Genomic DNA, 21,427 nt, shown 5'->3' on the forward strand with positions numbered 1-21,427 from the left:
GGTATTATTTGTTCGGTTTAACTGAGTTATACCCAACCCTATTACAAATTAATTAATGTCATTTTCAGATGAATAAAGCAGAATTTTATCATCTCTTTTTTTGAGCGAGCGCTAAATTTGTCAAAGGAAATTCTAGTATTTGTAGGTTGGGTTGGGTTGAGGTAAGGAAACCCAACTCTAACTACCTGTTTGGAATTTGGTATTATTTGTTCGGTTTAACTGAGTTATACCCAACCCTATTACAAATTAATTAGTGTCACTTTCAGATGAATAGAGCAGAATTTTCTAATCCCTTTTTTTTTGAGCGAGCGCTAAATTTGTCAAAGGAAATTATAGGAGGTTGAATAGAAAAGTAAAAGTACCTCACAACAAGAGGTGGCAATGCAATTTTTTAATGATGTGTAGAGGGAGAAATGGGTTATTAAAAGCTGATAACTGCTAACTGATAATTATTCACCGAAAAAGCTGATAACTGCTAACTGAACTGCCAGATATCAAAATACTCAAATAAAGAAAACTCATAACAATTAGTTCTTAAAATTATTCTCTCTTGACTCTTGAATTTTATATGTTAGAGTTTATAAATCTGTGCGCAAGAGAAGGGTGTTTTGCCATTTCTCAATAGCACTTTCTATCCCTCCCCAATAAATATTTGACCAGCCTTCAATTAAATGTAACAAATTCCATGATGGGAAAAATCCATTTGTGTCTGCCTCATCCAGATTAAAAATTATTTTTTCCATATTTACTGACATTTCTCTTTGTACCCAACCGATACTTTCATTATATTTTTCTTCTACATTTAAATTCTGATTAATTTTTTTTTGAATAGAAAAACCAAACTTACCATTACTATGTTTGATCCACAGTCGATCTATCTTATTGAGAATTTGACACGGAATCTTTTCATAGATATAATCTCTCTGTATATTCTCTAATGCCATTACTTCAAAAAAAATCAAAGCTGATAATGAAACAGCTTTTACCCAATCACCTTGACACAAATATTCCTCTAATTGATAGAACAAATTATCTTTTGACAATTCAGCTTTAGTTTGCCTGAGTGCTAATTCATAAGCATAATTAAATTCATCCATCTTAAAAGCACGGAGACAATTTTGTAACTGACGGCGACGACCGACAAAATTTTCACGAGTGGCCACCCTAAGTTTACCTTCTGGGTCTCTAAATTCAATGGTTTTCTGGTAACGGGGTGCAGGTTTCCGACCTCGCTCTCTCAAACGAGTTACTAACGCTCCCGGTAAACTACCCGCCACATAAAGTCTTCAATAATGAATAATGAATAATGAATAATTACCTCTCCTTGAAAACGGATAGGATTGACTAATCATGAAAATTTTTATTTATTATCCCCTATCCAAGGGGAGGCTTTAAACCAAAATTTTTCGGTAATTTATGCCAGTCTCTAGCATTAACCTTAATTAATTCCTGATCTGTCTCGGTAATAAAGCAAGGTTTATTATTCCGAAATGTTGCATGAACCGTGAGATGAACAACATCAAAAAAATTCTCTTCCTGACTTTCCACTAGATAATCTAATTCAGTCAAACAACCACTTTCTTCTACTTCTAAATATAGAGGCGTTCTTTTAGTTGCTTCTAAAATACTTCCCTCCTCTGCTTCAAAATCTAGTTCATAAAAATGGTCTCCCATATTGCGGGGGTAACTTGCCATAAATACAACATTTAATGCTCGGTTATGAGGTTGATTTTGAAAAGAAAGTTGTTGATTATCCGTCATCCAACGAATAGGAATAATGGCAGGTTTACGCTGAACTAAAAATTCTTTACCATCGTGTAGCAACTCCCAAGGTAAATGAGCTAATCTTTCCTAAGTAGAAATAGCTAAAACAATTCCTTCCCGTCGATATCTATCAATTTATCTTTGCAAAATACGGTCATTTCCATCTAACCAGTTATAAAGTATTTGACCAGTTTTGGCGTAGTATTCTGGCAGTCTGGTGTAATAGTTTGCTTCCGACTTTTTGATTAGAGCAGAAATTTCTGTCAGAGATAATTGATAAGATTGGTAATCATTGGGATTATTCCAAAAGTATCGGAATTGAGCATAATTATCTCCTATTAATTTCAAGTCTAGGTGGAGAATTTGCATAGCTATTTTCTCAGAAACTTTCCCAAATATATTTGATTTGCTCTACAGTTGCATTTTTGAGTAAAAGTCGCTTTTCTCCAGAAACAATTTCCACATTCTCTAATTTTTTCTGATGTTTTTTGAAACACTAAAAAATCTTCTGTGCAAAGTATCGGAATTGAGCATAATTATCTCCTATTAATTAATTTCAAGTCTAAGTGGAGAATTTGCATAGTTATTTTCTCAGAAACTTTCCCAAATATAAAGGAAATATCAAGGAAATATCGACGTTTGAGATTGCTTCGCTGCCGCTCGTAATGACAAAAAAACGTTTTTTTGCGTAAGTCCTATTTATAGATAGTTTCGCAACTGGAAATTTCATAGAATTTGACTAAATACTTATCACCTTTAAGGAGGAAAAAAAGTTGTCATTGCGAAGGGGATACTCAATACTTAACAATTGTGGATAAAAAATTGCGACCCCCGAAGTAATCTCTCTATTATCTAAGGCTATCATCTAGTTATTTCTTCCAATTTCGGTTTTTCTTGCTACTTCTACTATTATGATTGAAGAGCCGTTTTAATCAATACTCAAATATGAAATATATCCCGTTTGTTTTAATGAATCTTTCTCAGAGACTTTATGGAATTTTGAAATCTTTGCAACGTAAATTAGGATTAGAAACAGCAGAAATTGATGATGGTTCAGAAAGTTTAATTCGAGAATATGGTATATTTATATTACTCTTTGGAATTTTATTTTTGTGGGTAGCGTATCAAAGTTGGGAGAGTAATAAAGATAAGTAATTTTAATTTTAATGCTTACCAATGGATAATTCTAATTGTTAATTAATTCATTCAGTTGAAAGCCTCTCGTTTTAAGGACAAAAAGAAATAATATTTCCCAGTATTCAATCTTCTCGGTTTTAACTAGAGGTAATCATCCATTATTCATTATCCATTAATGAACGTTGACCTTGAAAAATCTGTTCAACCTTCAAATTCAATTCCGGAAAAATCAGGGATTTATTAATCAAATACTCTCCTAGAAAATGTTGTACTTGATATTCTCCATCTAGAAGCTGATAAATAGAAATAGTTGGTTGTTTAGGATACCCAATAAAACGAACAGCTCCTATTCCTAAATAATCAACAATCCAATATTCACGTTCCTGATTTTATAATAATATTTGTTGGCAAACATATCCTCAAGATAGAAAAGAAGTAGGTAAATTTTATCGGATTTAATATAGCAATAGTAAATGATTAAGGAATTTTATTTCAGTGAGGTCAAGTATTTCAGTAGTGGACCGTTTCATCTTAAATGTTGCAATAGAAAACTTTCTAGAGATTGCTTCACTGTCGTTCGCAATGACAATTCTAATGCACTATTTTAGCTGAAACGGTTCACTACCCGACTTTCTTCTTCCTTCTATTAAAAAGAACGCCTCCAATTAAAGAACTTCTCTAACATATTCTGCTGCCATAAATTTTTGGCATATTTCTCTTTTTTCAACAATAAACCTGCTTTACTATTTACCTCAGATAAAGTCGGGTAAATATGAATCCCAGTCAAAGCAGAAACAGGCAACTTATTCGACATTGCTAAAACAATTTCATGGATTAATTCGCCAGCAGAAATACCAACTAAATGCGCTCCTAAAATTTCCCCATTTCCCCTAGTAATAATCTTACCAAATCCAGTTGTAGCTGCCTCAGCTTGAGCGCGGTCTACACCAGAAAAAGGTTGCTTCAATACATAAACATCATCTCCATAACGTTCCTTTGCTTGCTTTTCTGTTAACCCAACCCTTGCCAATTCTGGGTCAGTAAAAGTTGCCCACGGAATAACCCGATAATTAGCCTTACTAATTGGAAAAAACAAGGCATTTGTTAAAGCAACAACCGCTTCATAACCCGCCACATGAGTAAACTGATAACCACCAATTACATCTCCACAAGCATAAATTTTAGAATTAGTAGTTTGCAATTTATCATTAACAATAATTCCTTGCTTTCCTACTTCGACACCAGCAGCTTCTAAATTCAAAGATTCTACATTGGGCAACCTACCACCAGCAACTAAAATTTCATCAACTATAATATTTTTTCCACCTGCCGTTAATTGCTTTTTGCCATCCACAACTTCCACTTTTTCTGCCCTAGTTTCCTTTAAAATCTTAATTCCTTCCGACTTAAATTGTTCCTGTACAACTAGAGCAGCTTCCGGTTCTTCCTTCGGTAAAATATGACTTCTACTAGAAATAATAGTTACATCACTACCAAGACGAGAAAAAGCTTGACCTAATTCACAACCTATCGGACCCGCGCCAATTATTGCCAAAGCATTTGGTCGTTCTTGTAGAGAAAATACCTTTTCATTTGTTAGGAAACCAGCAGAATTTAACCCTTCTACAGATGGAATTGCTGGTCGAGAACCTGTGGAAATAACAAAAGCTCTTGCAGTTAATTGTTGACCATCAACTTCAAAAGTTTTCTTATCTATAAATTTACCTTCCCCAAAAATAACTTCAACACCTAAACCTCGAAATCTTTCCGGTGAATCATGGGGTTGAATATTAGCAATTACTTGTTGAGCATGACTAGTTGCTTTGGCAAATTCAATTTCTGGAGGTTGAGTATAAATGCCAAATTTAGCAGCATTTTTTACTTCATAAGCAACACGAGAAGCATGAATTAAAGACTTACTAGGAACACAACCAAACCACAAACAATCACCACCCAATTTATCTTTTTCTACTAATGCTACTTTAGCTTTTAATTGAGCAGCAGCAGAAGCTACTACTAAACCAGCAGAACCACCACCAATTATTACAATATCATATTTAACTGCCATGATTTTACCTCTATATTAATAGTCAAAAAAAGAAGCAATAAAGAAGAATAAAAAAGGAATAAATTCAAACAAATAACCATTTTTTTAATGATAGGTAAAACAACCAAAAAATAACTATTAAAAGTAATTTTTAAATTATTGTTCCTATTATCTCTTTGATGAATAAATTTTACCTACCACTCCCTACCTAATAGCTCGTACCAAGCATGAAAAAAAAATTACAAATAATGAAAAGGAAGAGGAAAGTGTGAAGAAGGAAGAAGGTTAGAAAGAAAGAATAAAAATTTTATTATTTTTCCCTCAATCAAAGTAACTATTCAGCTATTAGCGGTATGCAATCAGCTTTTTTTGTGAATAAATAATAAAAGCGATTTGCTATGGATATCTAAATTTTTATGATGTACTTTTATCCATAATTAAAGATGGTAATTTAGCATCTCAATATTGCCATACGACTTAATTTTGTATGAACCTAATAGCTGAAGGCTGAAGGCTGAAGGCTGAATGTTTACCAATCAAATCAAGAACTTTGTACAAAAAATAAGTAGTTATAATCAAGTTCCCTGATTTCTAGCAAACATTTATAAAAGTAGTTGAACTTATTAAAGACAATATTATCAAGATAGTCTGATGTTCTCATGACAAGGCACTTATAAAACAAGTTAACTGCACTCGAGAAAGCATATTCTCAGTTGACCAGAAAATAAGGTCTCAAGCTTCCCCTTTAAAGGAGATAAAAAAAGAAAATTTAGTATTTCAAGCTCCTTACTTGAGTAGGAAGTACTTTTAACTGATAACTGATAACTGATAACTGAAATGATATAATCTCCAATTAACTGTTAAACCAAAGATTGACACAGGAGGTAATTAATTGGAGAAACTTAAATAATTACTTTCCTATCCACCCCACGCAATAACAGTAATAGGTAACAACAGCTCTAGCTCTTTTTATATTGACCTTATAAATCAGTTCTACAACCTTCTAATAATTATTTAAGCCTTACAAGATTAGTAGTATCTGAGAAACTACTGAATCTTGATTAAGAACCTATAAACTTAAGAGGGTTTTAGATGAACTATCTTAATTTTACACTCCTTCTACAGTAGGTGTTGAAGTTTTCTTTTCTGTAGAATTACTGAAGAATTTTTGACTTATCCAAGAGGTTAAAATATGAGATAATAAACCAAAAGGTCCGGCAAATAAACAAAAAATTATTGAGTGGGCAGTCCAAACACCAGTGCGTTGCCCTTCCCAATAAATCCAACGACCAACAAACAAATCCATAACTAAAAAATGAATCCATCCTGTTGCTGCTGCTGATTCTTCTCCAAAGAATTTAGCAATATCTGACAGAGTAGGATTGGATAAAGCTGCAGCAGATTCAGGGGTAAGACTACTAATAAGTAAATAAAGATAAACGGCTACTAATAATATAAAAGGAATAAAAGATTCCATAATTTTACGAGTCACTTTCCAGTTAGGCAAAAATATAATTAATGCCCAGAATGGTAATACAAATAAATTAGCACCGTTGAAAATTAAATCGATAGTCATTGTTATTTATTCACTCCACTAAGGTAATAAAATGTTCAAAGAACTTATAAATAAATGTTATGCTATTTCTGCCAAAATGTCTCCAGGGATAATTGCTTTAATTGTAATTTTTGGAGTCTATCATTTACCAGGAGCTGCAATAAAGTCAAAGAATCATAAAAATCATACCGATAATCATACAAATCAGATGCAGAATAAGTTAGCTCAAACAGGATACATGGATATGAGTATGAAATTAGTTTCTGCTAATAATCGATTTGCTTTTCAACTATTTTCAGAAATTAATAAATCACACTCAAATGACAATATCTTTATCTCACCGAGTAGTATAGCGATCGCCCTATCAATGACCTACAATGGTGCTAGTGGAAAAACTCAAGAAGCTATGGCTAAAACTTTAAATTTTCAGGGAATGAGTTTAGAAGAAGTTAATCAAGCAAACAAAGATTTAGGCATTTTATTAAATAGTTTAAATACAGACATTAAATTAGATATTGGCAACTCAATTTGGGCGAAAAAAGGAATATCTTTCGACCAAAATTTTCTACAAAGAAATCAAGATTTTTATCAAAGTAAAGTAAGTGCAATCGACTTTAATCATCCTCAAACACCAGAGATTATCAATAATTGGGTCAAGGATTGTACTGAGGGAAAAATCGATCAAATTATCGATCAACTAAAGCCTAATGCCGTCATGGTCTTGTTAAATGCGATTTATTTTAAAGCTAATTGGCAGCAAGAATTTTCAGAAAAATCTACGAAAGAATTACCTTTTTATCTACCAAACGGAAATCAAAAAAAACATCCAATTATGTTTCAATCATCTCAACATTTATATTACGAAGATGAAGATTTTCAAGCAGTTAGCTTACCCTATGGAGAAGGTCGTGTAAGTATGTATATATTTCTGCCTGCTGAACAACTAGGATTAGAGAAATTTTATCAAATTTTAAACGATAAAAACTGGCAAGATTGGATGTTCCAGTTTGAGTATCAAAAAGTTAATTTAGGTTTGCCAAAATTTAAAACTGAATATGAAGTTACCCTCAATAATGTTTTGAAATCTTTGGGAATGGAAATAGCTTTTGACAAAAGAACGGCAGATTTTTCTGGAATGCGTCCTACTCCACCAGAGTTATATATTGATGAAGTTAAACATAAAACATTTGTTGAAGTTAATGAAGCTGGAACAGAAGCAGCAGCAACTACGAGTATAACAATGGGAACGAGAAGTGCAGAAATAGTGGTTGATATGTTAGTTGACCGTCCTTTCTTTTTTGCAATTAGAGATAATGATTCTGGAACTATTTTGTTTATGGGAGAAATTACAAATCCAAAAACGTGATTAAAAGGGAATAGGGAATAGAAAACAAAGGCAAGGACATTTGGTATCTATACTTTTGAAGTCAGAGTGACAAAAGAGTAGATGATTCTTAAATTTGTTTTATCCCCTTTATTGCTTGAGAAAATCAAATAACTATTGCCACATAGGAAATAGTTGACACAAAAGCAGTTTTTCCCGGAGCAACTCCAGAGTGCTTCATAAAATGGGAAGTCGCCAGTGTTGAGGGTTGATTATTTTTGGCATTTGCTATTATTAGATTAACCAAAATAGAAAGTATAGAGATGAGCGAGAAAATCAATAAATTAGTTTCTGCTAATAACAAATTTGCCTTTCAACTATTTTCAGAAATTCCGAAATCCCAGTCAAATGAAAATATTTTTATATCGCCCAGTAGTATAGCAATCTCCCTATCAATGATTTACAATGGCGCCGCCGGAAAAACTCAAGAAGCTATGGCTAAAACTTTAAACTTTTGAATCTAGAGAAGTAAAAGAATGTTCAAAAAACTTGTCAATAAATTTTCTGGTATTTCTGCCAAAATGTCTCTAGGAGTAATTATTTTAATTGTAATTTTGGGAGTCTATAACTTGCCTGGCAGTACAATAATTTTCAGAAATCATAAGCAGCATAAATTAGCTCAAACAGTAGATAAAAGTACCTTGAATAAATTAGTTTATGCCAATAATAAATTTGGTTTTCAACTATTTTCAGAAATTCCGAAATCCCCATCAAACGAAAATATTTTTATCTCACCTATTAGTATAGCGATCGCTCTATCAATGACCTACAATGGCGCTGCTGGAAAAACTCAAGAAGCTATAGCTAAAACTTTAAACTTTCAGGGAATGAGTTTAGCAGAAGTTAATCAAGCAAATAAGGATTTAGGGATTTTATTAAATAGTTTAAATCCAGAGATTAAATTAAATATTGCTAACTCTATCTGGACTAGAAAGGGAATATCTTTTTATCCAAGTTTTCTCCAAGTAAATCAAGATTTTTATCAGAGTCAAGTAAGGGAAATTGACTTTAACGATCCTGAAAGTCCGAAAATTATCAATAATTGGGTAAAAGACAAAACTGAAGGCAAAATTGATGAAATTATTCAAGCACTTAATCCTAATGATGTCATGGTGTTATTAAATGCTATTTATTTTCAGGGCAATTGGGAAGAACAATTTTCAGAATATTTTACTCAAGAGATGCCTTTTTATTTAGCCAATGGAACTCAAAAACAACATCCAATTATGTTCCAATCATCAACATATTTGTACTACTACTACGAGAATGAAGATTTTCAGGCAGTGAGTTTGCCCTATAAAAAACATTTAGCTAGTATGTATATATTTCTCCCCAGGGAACAAGTCGGTTTAGAGGGATTTTATCAAGTTTTGAATGAAGAAAACTGGGAAGATTGGATGAAACAGTTTGGAGGAGGTTATGAAGTTAATCTAGGTTTGCCAAAGTTTAAAAATGAATCAGAATATTCTACTAAAGAGATGCCTTTTTATTTAGCTAATGGAACTCAAAAACAACATCCAATTATGTTCAAAGAATCAGGATACTTATATTATGAAAACCAAGATTTTCAAGCAGTGAGCTTGCCCTATAAAAAACGTCGTGTCAGTATGTATATATTTCTCCCCAAGCCAGGAGTGGGTTTAGAGAAATTTCATCAAGTTTTAAATCAAAAAAACTGGGAAAATTGGATGAAACAGTTTTGGTTTAATCAAAAACAGTTTAGGTTTAATAAAATTAATTTAGGGTTGCCAAAGTTTAAAAATGAATATGAAGTTACTCTCATCGACCAAGAGAAGAAAAAAATTCTTTTTAACCAATCCTATCTGTTTTAATAATTAATAATTATTAATTATTGAAGAATTTTGTACCTCACTCAGAGATGGAAATTGCTAGAATCATAGAATACAAAATTATCACAACTCTCCCCAACTTATTACCTGCTTATGTTTCTCTCTTTTGATAAAAATTCCAGAAGTTAAGGTAATTAGTTAACATCACTATCACAGCCACATCATCATCTACTCTACATATACAATAGAATAATTAAAACCTCTAGTAGTTAACTAACTATCAGCTTTTAGTAATCAGTTAGCCTCCTGCCAAGGAACTTCGTTAACAGCTTTTTGAGCGATTGTTAAAATCCCCTGCTTCTATAAGTAGGATTGTTGAGTCGGGGTTGAAATCCCCTTCTAGCACTTTAGAAAAATAATCTTGCTGACTGCTGAGTGCTAACCGCTTTTTTCAAATAATTAATTTTTTCCTGCTTTTTTACTCCTAAATTTATACTGTCAACTTTTGTAATACCAATTCACTTGAAATATGCCACCAATAGTTTCAAACTTTGGATATAAAATAATTTCCTGAAATTACTGTACAGTCAAAGTTGTAATCCTATAAAATCTAACTTTTAACTTTTGATTTTTAACTTTTAATTTTTAACTTCCGTGAAACGGTATAAGGTTAGGTTCAACTGAATATAATAAATAGAACTTAAATTTAGGGTCAAACTAGCCATTATTATTATGAATAACCCCATATATCCTGGTCTAATACTCACTGACCGCTATAAAATTATTAAACAATTAGGACATGGTGGTTTTGGACGTACCTACCTTGCAGAAGATAACCACCGTTTCCAGGAACTCTGCGTACTCAAAGAATTTGCCCCCCAAGTTCATGGTAGCTACGCCTTACAAAAATCCCAGGAACTATTTGAACGAGAAGCAGGGGTACTCTACAAATTGCGGCATCCACAAATTCCTGGTTTTCGGGAAATGTTTCGCTATAAGTTAGATGGGGAAGGATATTTATTTCTGGTACAAGATTATATAAAAGGTAAAACTTATCGTGCTTTATTAGAAAACCGCAGACTTCAAGGCAAACTTTTTAGCGAAGCAGAAGTAAAAAAATTTTTGCTGCAACTATTACCAGTGTTGGAATATATCCATAACTTGGGAGTTATTCACCGTGATATTTCTCCAGATAATATAATTCTACAGACTTCTGATAAATTGCCAGTATTAATTGATTTTGGTGGAGTGAAAGAAACAGCAACAAAAGTCGCCTCTGAGTATGCTCACAAAGGAGGTGGTCTTCTACCCCAAGCAACAAAGTTAGGAAAAATAGGATATGCTCCAGATGAACAAATGCGACTAGGAGTGATTAATACTGACAGCGATCTATATGCTTTAGCAGCAACAGCTTTAGTTTTACTAACTGGAAAGGAACCCTCTTTTTTGATAGATGCTCACAACTTAACTTTTAACTGGCGCAAGGAAATTAGTATTAGTGAAAATCTCGGAAATATATTAGATAAAATGTTAGCTTTTAAACCGAGCGCTCGATTTAAAAACGCTCATCAAGTTATTGGAGCGCTGGAAAACCTGCCATCTAGCACTAACTTAGCTACTACCCAAGCACCACCAGACATAGTTTCCACTCCACCTGTTTCTGCTGGTAAACTCTCCAATGTAACTACTATGTCAGTTCCCCAAACTCCTGTTACCACTGATATTGCCCAAAAATCTTCTATTTGGTCAACAATTTTATTAGTATTAGTGACAATATTTAGTATGGGAGGAATAGGTTGGGTAGCTGGTAATTTTTGGTTAGAATACCCATCTAATCAAGACAGAATTGTAAATGAGAAACCAGAACAATTGAGCGATCGCCTCCAGCAGTTAGGTATTGATGAATCTTTCTTTATTCCCTTAGTAGATGAATTTTTCTACAGTAAGTATCCTCAAAAAAGAGGGCAGACTTTGAGTAATAAAACGCCAGAAGATAAATTATGGCAGTGGCGGTGGTATGCAATAGCTGATAAGTTGGTAGACAAACTAGAAACCCTAACTCCAGATACTCGTCGCAGATTAGGCAATTATAGTAAAGAAGATATTTATCGATGGCGGTCTCAACTGAGCAGATTAAAGATTAGTAGTGCTGCCTTTAATGATTTGACCGATGCTCGGTTTATTAACTTATTTTCAGAGCAAACCCGTGGTCGAAACCTCATTGGTTTACCAATAGGTCAAGTTTGGCAAGCGATCGCTACTGATACAATGAAAGATTTACAAAGCAGAAAATCTCTAGAAGAAGTTAATTTTGCACGAGGTTCGTTTCGGAAAATTGTCAAGGGTACTCTCCAACCAGGGGAAGGTAAAATTTATCTAGCTTGGTTACAAGCTGAACAAATTTTGCGCGTCAAATTAGAAGCTAATTCTCCAGAAGTCTTATTATCTATTTATCCTCCCAGAAATTATCGCCGTAGGTCTAGAGGATTAATAGAAGATTCTCCAGAAAATCAATGGAGAGGTGAAACAAAAAGGTCTGGTTATTATCAATTTGTAGTTGTTTCTAATTCAGCCAAACCTATTGAATATTCCTTAGAATTATTTGCTAGAAATAGAATTAATCCTAGGTATTAAGTAAGCATTTCCTGCGGAATGCGGAGCTAACAGCCATCAGCAATTAGCTATTGATGAGAGGAGGAGCTAATACCACTTTGAAAAAAGAATGGTACAAAAAGGTGTATTTCGATTAGAGATACTTAAAAAGAGCTACTCCAATTCATTTTAGACAGCTATTTCTATAGCAGGGAATAGGGAACAGGGAACAGGGAACAGTGGGAAAAGTATTTCTCTGTCCAAGGTTCATCATCAATCTATGTCCTAACCAACTCGTTCCTTGCTATATCATTTTTCCCTTTTTTTCAAAATTTACTTCTTCTCTCCTAGATAACTAAAGCCTTCTTCCCTCTTCCATAGAGACCTTGCATGGAACATCCCTACCATTTGTAACAAACATTTATCGCGCTTGGTATAAAAGGAATTGATAAATTGAGAGAGAATTAAAAGTTACTGCCAAAGTACATTCATTTAATACCAATTAACTTTAAATATTTCACAAATAGTTTCAAGATTTAAATGTGAAATAATTTCCTGAAATTACTGTATAGTAAAAGTTTTGATCCTATAAAATTGAACTTTTAATTTTTAACTTTTAACTTTCAACTTTTGACTTCCGTGCAACGGTATAACCTTAGAAGGAATTGTTCATTATTTGCTAAGAACTAACTGCTTAAAATTATTAACTATCTTGACACTTAAAGAAAAACCATGAGATAATATAGATAAGCATAGATAAGCATAAAACTATGTACTTAAAATTAATTATTCAAAATAAAGTTAGGAGGGTATATGTTCAAATACATAATTATTGCTTTAATAACTCTAGAATTAGTCTTACTAAGTGGATTAGTCAGAGTTCCAGCTAATGCAACTATTAGAGATTCAGAAATTTTCACTTGGGATTATGCCTCTATAAGTAATTCTCAGGTTGTTTGTAAAAAAGTCAAATTTCATCCTACAAATAAGACGCTACCAGAATCATCAGATATGGAAGCTGTAAAGATTAATTCTCAAATAGTAAATGATAATTATTGTTCTGATTTAAGCAAACCTGTTTAATCTTATATTCTGAGAATTAGTTACAAGAAAAAATCGTAGGAATATTCCTGAATAGTAAATGATAGTTATTGTTCTGATTTAACTAAACCTGTTTAATCTTATATTCTGAGAATTGGTTACAAGAAAAAATTGTAGGAATATTCCTAATATTAAGGACAAATACAGTTGACAGAAATATTAATTTTTCAACTAGCTTGTAGCTTATACCATTTCTCAAAAAGAATGCTATACCCGATCGGGTGGGAAAGTGTGGGAAGTGTGGGAGGTGTGGGGAGAGGTTAAAAATAGGAAAAATTTATACTAGCCGACTAATAATTGTCAAAAACAGACTTGTAATCTTAGTAATTATTTTACTTTTGAAGTATATTTTAAGTGTAACTGAAGTATAGAATTATTTTGGGTAATTGGCATTAGATATAAGCATTTAGTCATCAGCTATTAGCTATTAGTTATTAACTCATTGTCACAACGAAAGAGGAATTAGTCTCAAAGGAGAATTAAAAGTTATGAATAAAAAAGTGATCGGTAAAAGCTGAAAACTGAATCCTTAAATAAAATGTTCCATGAAAAAAAAATAAAATAGTTAAAAAACCGGGTTTGAAATGACAGAAATCCGGTTTTTATATTTGTCAAGGAAGATGATATGATAAAGTCCATATTATACTATTTTGAAAAAAGAATGTTACGAATAATAAGAGCGATCATGCATATTTTACCCAATAATTAAGGTAAAAAGCCTCTCCTTTAAAGGAGAAACAAGCGGTCGGAAAGCGGAGCATTCCGTCAGGATGGGATGGCGAGGTCTCCGTCATATTTTACCCAATAATTAAGGTAAAAAGCCTCTCCTTTAAAGGAGAAACAAGCGGTCGGAAAGCGGAGCATTCCGTCAGGATGGGATGGCGAGGTCTCCGTCATATTTTACCCAATAATTAAGGTAAAAAGCCTCTCCTTTAAAGGAGAAACAAGCGGTCGGAAAGCGGAGCATTCCGTCAGGATGGGATGGCGAGGTCTCCGTTCCCTCCGGGACGCTATCCTACGGAATGCTCCGCAAACGCGTTTCATGTCGCGCAGCGAAACGCTAGCCTCCAATCGACCAAGAGAGCGGTCGGAAAGCGGAGCATGACCTAGGATGGGATGGCGAGGTCTCCCTCTGAATGCAGAGCCGCTCCGAAGTGCGCCATATCCAATCTCCCCTTGAGAAGAAAAATTTTCACGCTCCGCGTCAATCGAATCCGTTTTAGGGAGAGGTAATTATCAATCATAGCGTTTCTCAAATTGGTGAGATACAGTAGCAGGAGTGAGCAAACCAATTACGAATATCTTTGAAAGAGACTTGATCGTAAGCTTGAGCGATCGCATTTTCCAGAGATTGATAGGTTCTAGCCCCAATAGAACGAAGAAGATTTTTAACTTTTGACCACAAGTTTTCAATCGGATTAAAATCAGGAGAGTAAGGGGGTAAATAAATTAATCTAGCTCCTACTTGAGCGATATAGCTGCCGCTAGGCTCCGCCAACGCTTTTTCAATGTCCTGTCCCTGATGAATACTGCTGTTATCCCAAACAACAGTGGCACCAGGCCAAAGATTCGGTACTAATTTTTGGATAACAAAAGCCTCAAATGTTAATCTATCAGTTGAACCTAACAGATTGATAGATGAAACAATTCCTTTTAAACAGATGGCAGCAATCATGGACACATTTTGACCCCGTTTTTGGGGACGAGGGCCTCTAGCTCTTTGACCCCGTGGGGCACGAGCATATAATCTGACTAAAGCTAAGTTGACTCCAGCTTCATCCAAAAAAACTAAATCTTTTACAGGAACATCACGGATTTGGTCCCAGAAATCCAGTCTCAGTTTCTGCACTCGGTCAGTTTGTTTTTCATCAGGATTCACTTTCAAGTTTCCATACCAAAGATTTTTATCCCTAAAACTAACCCTCTTTGATGACTAAATGCTGATACACAATTAACAAAATTTTGCTCAGATTTATCGTGATTTTTTACCGTATTTTTGAGACTTTTTCCATCTATTGATACCTACTCTCTAGACCTGGTTTTACTATATTGTTGGCTCCATTGATTAAAAGCTATTTGTAATTTTTGGTAATCTAGTTGTACCATGACTCGTCTCATCGTTGAATAAGAAGGAACACGAGCTTGAGGAATATTGAGTAGTTTAATTAAAGTTAAACGATGGCGTTCGGTAAATTTCCCTAACTGTCTATAACCCCAATAACCGCTGATGATTCCCATAATCATAATCAACAGTACCAGCCATAAGGGGTGGCGACAGCCTCTCTGCTATGCGAAAATCAGGTATTTCTTTCAGGTAATCAATGAGGCTTTTTTCCATATATTTTCATATATTGGCATATTGGCCAATTTATATCAATAAATCTGCTCTTTACTCTATAATTCTACACGCTTAGTGAGAATGAAACAGCCCTGCCCCTTGGATAGGGTATAAAAAGCGGTCGTTTAGCGCTCCGCACAACGCGCGTTAACGCGGAGCGACTTGAATTGCGGAGCATGTAGTAGAGTAGGGATGGCGAGATTTCCCTCTGAATGCAGAGCCGCTCCGAAGTGCGCCATATCCAATCGACCAAGAGAAAAGAAAATATTCTTTATGTCAAGCCTCCTTATTGCAGTACCTCTGCAATAAGGAGGCTAACGGATAACGGATAACTGATAACTGAAATGCCCCCTAATACCATTTCTCAACAACTTTTCTACATTTTATTGATCAGGGGACCCACCCCTAACCCCTCCCAGGAGGAGGAGTAGTTGCATGCAACGTCCGAGAGCGAGAAGTAAAAATAAGAATAATTAACATTAACTGGGCTATTATTAGCAAAAAGATTCCAAATGCTTATGTTAATGACTTAAATTCCTGAAGTGTTACCTAATTATAGCATTAATGCATGGTAACTGGTATAACTAGACAGTGCGAAGTTCTTTGAATAACTATTGCTAGCTAAGGCTTTCAGCAACTCAAGCTTAGAAACTATCCATTCATACCTGTAGGTGCTGTAAGCCCTTTCCAGTAAGACTTTCAGTCAGATAAGCAAATCGTTTTTTAGAATAACTTTGTACTCTCCAGTGGTATAAAAAAACTTGGTTTATGTTTCGAGTAACTCTACAACCTGGTTTCATATGAAATATGGAAAATTCTTCTCAAGAAGATCCCCTTTGAAAAGAAAAATAGTTTATTGTTTCTTTATTTTTTCTTCGCAATTAAAATTTCAGTATAAAATTAAACAAAGATGATAATATTGATGAAGATCTTAATGTAAAGTATCGTAACAATTCCGATCAAAATCTTGAGAAATCTTACCCTAGTTTGACAAGCGGTCTAACCTATAAATTTGAAGTAATATAATGAGGTAAAACGATGAATAATATCCAAAAATATCGGCTTAGTTGCACCCTCACCTTCGGCGACATTTATGGCCAGATTATTGTTTGGTTAATAGTAGTATTCTTGAGTATTGCTGGAGGAGTTGCCCTTTGGACTAGCAGTAACCAAACCTATGCTCTAGGAGCTATTGCTCTAGTCGTGGTCTTGTCTCTACCTTTCCTACTATTTGCTTTTGTAACTACCCTATTAAATCATATTGAAATTTCTTCAGTAGAGCCTAATGAGGAAGAGCAGCTTGAAATGTCAACACCAGGTCAGCAAACAGCAACATCTCTAGGTTAAATATTTTGAGTCTTTAATTTAGTGACTTGAAAATTACTCAATTCTTCAATTAATCAAGAATCTAAAAGTATTAAAAATCTGCCTGCCTAATGACAGGTAGGTTTTTTAGGAATGAGGAGTTATAGCGCTATGGGCAAGTCAAAAGTTAAAAGTCAAAAGTTAAAAGTAATCTCTGAGTGAGTTTTAGAATTTATAGCAATATGATTTGAGTTGTGAGATATTGGAGACTTTTAGGGAACAGGGAACACTTAACTGGGAACAGGGAAGAAGAAAATTTGGTGGTGGTGCTCGCGTAATGGTAGAGAGAGTGTAGAAAGTGTGGGAGTTGTGGGGAGTGTGGGAAGAAATTAAAAAAAATATACATCTTCACCATTACTATGCAGGACTACCGAAAATGTATCTTATTCATAAGATAACTGCTATATTCTATCCTTTTAAGGAACTCCTCAATTCTCACATCTGATTCCTGATTGCTATACTAATATTCTAACCTAAATGTTTAGTCCTATATTTATCAGGTTTCATACCAAATCGCTCTATTTTTGTGACAAATAGTATCAGCTCTTAAGAAGGAATAAAGAAAGAAGAAAAAAAGGTAGCAAATGGTATAATTGTTCGCTTTTTTACCATTGGAGAGAGCTAATTTTCAGCAGAAATTTCAATCTGTCCGTTTTATAGCATTCTTTTTTTAAATTAGTTTCAGCAAATAGAAAAGTATTTTTGTGGAGAATATCAGACAAATTTTTGCCAGAAATTATTTAGCTTTACTTGCTATAAAGTAAGATGATAAAAGAACAAAAATACCTAATATTTAGCTAATGTTAGAACACGACATAATTATAGTAGGCGGCGGTCTCGCTGGAAGTCGCGCTGCTGTAGAAATAGCTCGCAAAAATTCTAGTTTAAATGTGGCAGTCGTTGCCAAAACTCACCCCATTCGTTCCCACTCTGTCGCTGCTCAAGGGGGGATAGCAGCATCTCTCCAAAATGTAGATCCAGAAGATAGTTGGAAAGCTCATGCTTTTGATACTGTTAAAGGTTCGGACTATCTGGCAGACCAAGATGCAGTAGAAATTTTAGCTAAGGAAGCACCAGATGTAATTATTGACCTAGAACATTTGGGAGTATTATTTTCCCGGTTGCCAGATGGTCGTATTGCTCAACGAGCTTTTGGTGGTCACTCCCACAACCGCACCTGTTATGCTGCGGATAAAACTGGTCATGCTATTTTGCATGAATTAGTGAATAACCTCCGCCGTTATGGGGTAAAAATTTATGAGGAATGGTATGTAATGCGTCTGATATTGGAAGAAGGTCAGGCAAAGGGGGTAGTTATGTATCATATTCTGGATGGAGAAATAGTTGTACTTCGAGCAAAAGCCGTAATGCTTGCCACTGGTGGTTATGGTCGGGTGTTTAATACTACTTCCAATGATTATGCTTCGACTGGCGATGGTTTGGCAATGGCAGCAATGGGAGGTTTGCCTCTTCAAGATATGGAATTTGTGCAGTTTCATCCCACTGGTTTATATCCGGCAGGAGTTTTAATTTCCGAAGCGGTGCGCGGTGAGGGTGCTTATCTAATTAATAGTGAGGGCGATCGCTTTATGGCGAATTATGCTCCGAGTCGCATGGAGTTGGCACCCCGCGATATTACTTCCCGCGCTATTACTTTGGAACTTCGTGCTGGTCGCGGAATTAATATGGATGGTAGTGCGGGAGGTCCGTTTGTTTGTCTGGATCTGCGACACATGGGGCGGGAGAAAATTATGAGTCGAGTGCCCTTTGCTTGGGAAGAGGCGCATCGTCTTTTAGGTATTGATGCGGTGAACAAACCGATGCCAGTACGTCCGACTGCTCATTATTCTATGGGTGGCATTCCTACTAATACTGATGGTAGAGTTTTGGCTAGTGCTGATGGTTTGGTGGATGGGTTATTTGCTGCGGGAGAATGTGCTTGTGTTTCGGTACATGGGGCGAACCGTTTGGGAAGTAATTCTTTGTTGGAATGTGTGGTTTATGGAAGACGTACTGGAGCAGCGATCGCTGAGTTTGTGGAAGGTAGAAAGTTACCTGATGTTGAGGAGGAAGGTTATTTAGAGGAGGCGCGGGAACAAATTCAGGGGTTGTTAGACCGCTCTGGAGAATATAGGATTGATTTTTTAAGGCAGCAGTTTCAGGATGCCATGAGTGAGCATTGTGGTGTGTTTCGTTCCCAGGATGTGATGCAGCAGGGGTTGGAAAAGTTGGAGCAGTTGCAGGAGCAATATCAGCAGGTTTATTTGGATGATAAGGGTAAGTCTTGGAATACAGAAATTATTGAGGCGTTAGAGTTGCGGAGTATTATTGTTGTGGGAGAGACAATTTTAAGTTCGGCATTGAGTCGTCAGGAAAGTCGAGGCGCTCATAGTCGAGAAGATTTTCCACAACGAAATGATGAGCAGTTTTTACGGCATAGTTTAGCTTATTATTCCTTGGCGGGAATTGGTATTAGTTATCGACCTGTAGCAATAACTATGTTTGAACCCCAGGAGCGGAAGTATTAAGTAGGGGAGTAGGAGTCAGGAGTTAGGAGAAGGAAAATGGGGTTTGGAGACCAAACCCCTACAGTTTTTTTCCAAAATTCTCGACAGATTGCTATAGTTATTAAAATATGAATTAGTAACAAATATTATGACAATTTCAATCACAGCAGAACCTATTCCTTTAACAATAAATACGAATGGTGTAGCCCTAGTTGCTGGAACAAGAGTCACCCTAGATACAGTTGTTTATGTTTTTCAACAAGGGGCAACAGCAGAAGAAATTTGTTTGGCATATCCATCATTAAATTTAGTAGATGTTTATGCAGTTATTGTCTATTATTTAAGGCATCAAGAAGAAGTAGAAAAGTATTTGCAGGAACGACAAAAAATAGCACAAGAAGTACGTCAAAAAAATGAGACTAAATTTTACCCTCGAAGAATACGTGATCGCTTACTTCAACGTCGCGTAGGGTAATAAATTATATTAAAATTTACCGCTGATGAAAATTTTAATAATAATATTGTTCGGGGTTTATTACGGCAGATGCCTGACTTAGATATTGTTAGAGTTCAAGATGTTGCTTTGTTGGGTGCTGATGACCCAACTGTATTAGAATGGTCTGCACAGGAAGGGCGAATATTGTTAACACATGATGTGACAACAATTACACAATATGCCTACAGAAGAGTAGAAGTTGGTGTACCTATGCCAGGAGTATTTGAAGTTAGTTTAAATACTCCTATTGGTAGGGCTATAAAAGATATTTTGTTATTAGCAGAATGTAGTTTTGAAGGGGAATGGGAAGGTCAAGTTCGTTATATTCCATTGTAAATTTTGCTGCTTTTTTTTCTTTTCATTATTACAATAATTACACTGATGAAAATGGAAAGCGCCACGAAAATATTACCGACTGGAGTCTGCAAAAATTCCAAACTTATTACAACAACAAGAAAATCAAAAAAATCGACATCTTCCACTACACCTACGCCGTCTTACACCACCCCACTTACCGACAAAAATACGAACAAAACCTCAAACGAGAATTTCCCCGCCTCCCCTTCTACGAAAATTTTCAAAAGTGGGTAAAATGGGAAAAAAATTAATCGACTTACACATTAACTATGAAACTATTAAACCTTTTCCATTAACCCGCATCGACTTACCAACTCCCGACAACTCATCCACTCCTAAACCAAAACTTAAAGCAGATAAAACCAAAGACAAAATATTAATAGATACCATCACAACATTAGAAAAAATTCCCAAAATTGCCTGGGAATATCGCCTCGGAAACAGGAGTGCTTTGGAATGGGTATTAGATCAATATAAAGAAAAGAAACCCAGAGATAAAACCATCGCTGAAAAATTCAATACCTATCATTTTGCTGACTATAAAGAAACAGTTATTGACCTACTACAAAAAGTTTGTACCGTTAGTGTCGAAACTATGAAAATTATTCAGAATATGGAAACTGAGTAGGGGTTTGGTCTCCAAACCCCTCTGCAAATTTATTGCCTACTCCCCAATAGAGACAAATCAGAAATAAACATTTGATACTACCCTCGGCGCGCCCTTTCCCAGACCTCTGACTCACTTTTCCATACTCCAGAAATTACTAACTCAAAATTTCTATTGCCTACTCCCCAATAGAGACAAATCAGAAATAAACATTTGATACTAACGCCAGAGTTGACTCTTCCCACCCCCGACAAATTTTTCCCATACTCCAGAAAATGCTAGGCAGAAATTCTTATTGCGTATATCGCAATAGAGACAAATCAGAAATAGAAATTTGATACTAACGCCAGAGTTGACTCTTCCCACCCCCGACAAATTTTTCCCATA

At 35.1% G+C, this 21,427-nt stretch carries 17 protein-coding genes and 3 pseudogenes; 11 read left to right on the plus strand and 9 right to left on the minus strand.

All coding sequences use genetic code 11. The features are described 5' to 3' along the window. Positions 1-578: 578 nt before the first annotated feature. The 3 genes from ACP6PM_RS17440 to ACP6PM_RS17450 all read right to left on the minus strand — a co-directional run bounded on the left by ACP6PM_RS17440 (position 579) and on the right by ACP6PM_RS17450 (position 2,133). Complete coding sequence (locus ACP6PM_RS17440) at positions 579-1,277, minus strand: GUN4 domain-containing protein (protein ID WP_426586785.1); 699 nt, start codon at positions 1,275-1,277, stop codon at positions 579-581. A gap of 97 nt (positions 1,278-1,374) precedes the next feature. Beyond that, a complete protein-coding gene (locus ACP6PM_RS17445) occupies positions 1,375-1,824 on the minus strand; it encodes a hypothetical protein (protein WP_426586787.1) in 450 nt (149 codons plus the stop codon). Between the two features lie 75 nt (positions 1,825-1,899). Continuing rightward, entirely contained in the window at positions 1,900-2,133 is a 234-nt protein-coding gene (locus tag ACP6PM_RS17450) for a hypothetical protein (protein ID WP_426586789.1), read from the minus strand. 576 nt (positions 2,134-2,709) lie between these two features. Between ACP6PM_RS17450 and ACP6PM_RS17455 the strand changes: the two genes are divergently transcribed. After that, positions 2,710-2,919: a hypothetical protein gene (locus ACP6PM_RS17455; protein ID WP_426586790.1), complete on the plus strand. Its 210-nt coding sequence runs from the start codon at positions 2,710-2,712 to the stop codon at positions 2,917-2,919. A gap of 140 nt (positions 2,920-3,059) precedes the next feature. Here ACP6PM_RS17455 and ACP6PM_RS17460 read toward each other — a convergent pair. The 3 genes and pseudogenes from ACP6PM_RS17460 to ACP6PM_RS17470 all read right to left on the minus strand — a co-directional run. Next, positions 3,060-3,278 (minus strand): annotated as a pseudogene (locus tag ACP6PM_RS17460) (hypothetical protein); the annotation flags it as partial. A gap of 269 nt (positions 3,279-3,547) precedes the next feature. Beyond that, the gene (locus ACP6PM_RS17465) at positions 3,548-4,969 is read right to left on the minus strand and encodes a dihydrolipoyl dehydrogenase family protein (protein WP_426586792.1); all 1,422 of its coding nucleotides are present in this window, start codon (positions 4,967-4,969) and stop codon (positions 3,548-3,550) included. A gap of 1,087 nt (positions 4,970-6,056) precedes the next feature. Continuing rightward, positions 6,057-6,524 carry an ABA4-like family protein gene (locus ACP6PM_RS17470; protein ID WP_426586794.1) on the minus strand — a complete coding sequence of 156 codons (468 nt, stop codon included), beginning with the start codon at positions 6,522-6,524 and terminating at the stop codon, positions 6,057-6,059. Positions 6,525-6,555: 31 nt separating this feature from the next. Here ACP6PM_RS17470 and ACP6PM_RS17475 point away from each other — a divergent pair, with 31 nt between their 5' ends. Beyond that, entirely contained in the window at positions 6,556-7,869 is a 1,314-nt protein-coding gene (locus tag ACP6PM_RS17475; protein ID WP_426586795.1) for a serpin family protein, read from the plus strand. Positions 7,870-7,993: 124 nt separating this feature from the next. Here the strand turns inward: ACP6PM_RS17475 and ACP6PM_RS17480 are convergent, their stop codons facing one another. Next, positions 7,994-8,134 (minus strand): hypothetical protein, encoded by a 141-nt coding sequence (locus ACP6PM_RS17480; RefSeq protein WP_426586797.1) that lies wholly within the window; start codon positions 8,132-8,134, stop codon positions 7,994-7,996. Positions 8,135-8,150: 16 nt separating this feature from the next. On the opposite strand from ACP6PM_RS17480, the gene ACP6PM_RS17485 reads away from it, so the two are divergent. From ACP6PM_RS17485 to ACP6PM_RS17500, 4 genes are all read left to right on the plus strand, one after another. Beyond that, the gene (locus tag ACP6PM_RS17485; RefSeq protein ID WP_426586799.1) at positions 8,151-8,345 is read left to right on the plus strand and encodes a serpin family protein; all 195 of its coding nucleotides are present in this window, start codon (positions 8,151-8,153) and stop codon (positions 8,343-8,345) included. A gap of 18 nt (positions 8,346-8,363) precedes the next feature. Further along, the gene (locus ACP6PM_RS17490; protein WP_426586801.1) at positions 8,364-9,719 is read left to right on the plus strand and encodes a serpin family protein; all 1,356 of its coding nucleotides are present in this window, start codon (positions 8,364-8,366) and stop codon (positions 9,717-9,719) included. 690 nt (positions 9,720-10,409) lie between these two features. Then, complete coding sequence (locus tag ACP6PM_RS17495; RefSeq protein WP_426586803.1) at positions 10,410-12,311, plus strand: protein kinase domain-containing protein; 1,902 nt, start codon at positions 10,410-10,412, stop codon at positions 12,309-12,311. A gap of 771 nt (positions 12,312-13,082) precedes the next feature. Then, positions 13,083-13,352, plus strand: a complete 270-nt coding sequence (locus ACP6PM_RS17500; protein WP_426586805.1) for a hypothetical protein — start codon at positions 13,083-13,085, stop codon at positions 13,350-13,352. A 1,270-nt stretch (positions 13,353-14,622) separates the two neighbouring features. On the opposite strand, the gene ACP6PM_RS17505 is transcribed toward ACP6PM_RS17500, so the two are convergent. Both ACP6PM_RS17505 and ACP6PM_RS17510 read right to left on the minus strand, forming a co-directional pair. Further along, positions 14,623-15,249, minus strand: a complete 627-nt coding sequence (locus ACP6PM_RS17505; protein ID WP_426586807.1) for an IS630 family transposase — start codon at positions 15,247-15,249, stop codon at positions 14,623-14,625. Between the two features lie 143 nt (positions 15,250-15,392). Continuing rightward, positions 15,393-15,644: pseudogene (locus ACP6PM_RS17510) on the minus strand (transposase family protein); the annotation flags it as partial. Between the two features lie 1,102 nt (positions 15,645-16,746). Between ACP6PM_RS17510 and ACP6PM_RS17515 the strand changes: the two are divergent. From ACP6PM_RS17515 to ACP6PM_RS17535, 5 genes and pseudogenes are all read left to right on the plus strand, one after another. Beyond that, positions 16,747-17,055, plus strand: a complete 309-nt coding sequence (locus tag ACP6PM_RS17515; protein ID WP_426586809.1) for a hypothetical protein — start codon at positions 16,747-16,749, stop codon at positions 17,053-17,055. A gap of 818 nt (positions 17,056-17,873) precedes the next feature. Continuing rightward, entirely contained in the window at positions 17,874-19,601 is a 1,728-nt protein-coding gene (locus ACP6PM_RS17520) for a succinate dehydrogenase/fumarate reductase flavoprotein subunit (RefSeq protein ID WP_426586811.1), read from the plus strand. A gap of 127 nt (positions 19,602-19,728) precedes the next feature. Next, positions 19,729-20,055, plus strand: a complete 327-nt coding sequence (locus ACP6PM_RS17525) for a DUF433 domain-containing protein (protein ID WP_426586812.1) — start codon at positions 19,729-19,731, stop codon at positions 20,053-20,055. A 6-nt stretch (positions 20,056-20,061) separates the two neighbouring features. Further along, entirely contained in the window at positions 20,062-20,412 is a 351-nt protein-coding gene (locus tag ACP6PM_RS17530; protein WP_426586824.1) for a DUF5615 family PIN-like protein, read from the plus strand. Then, a pseudogene (locus tag ACP6PM_RS17535) lies at positions 20,379-21,061 on the plus strand (type ISP restriction/modification enzyme). The gene ACP6PM_RS17530 and the pseudogene ACP6PM_RS17535 overlap by 34 nt, the downstream one beginning before the upstream one ends. Positions 21,062-21,427 lie beyond the last annotated feature (366 nt).

Origin of the sequence: Dapis brunnea BLCC-M229 (assembly GCF_050015995.1) — a bacterium.
GTDB lineage: Bacteria > Cyanobacteriota > Cyanobacteriia > Cyanobacteriales > Microcoleaceae > Trichodesmium.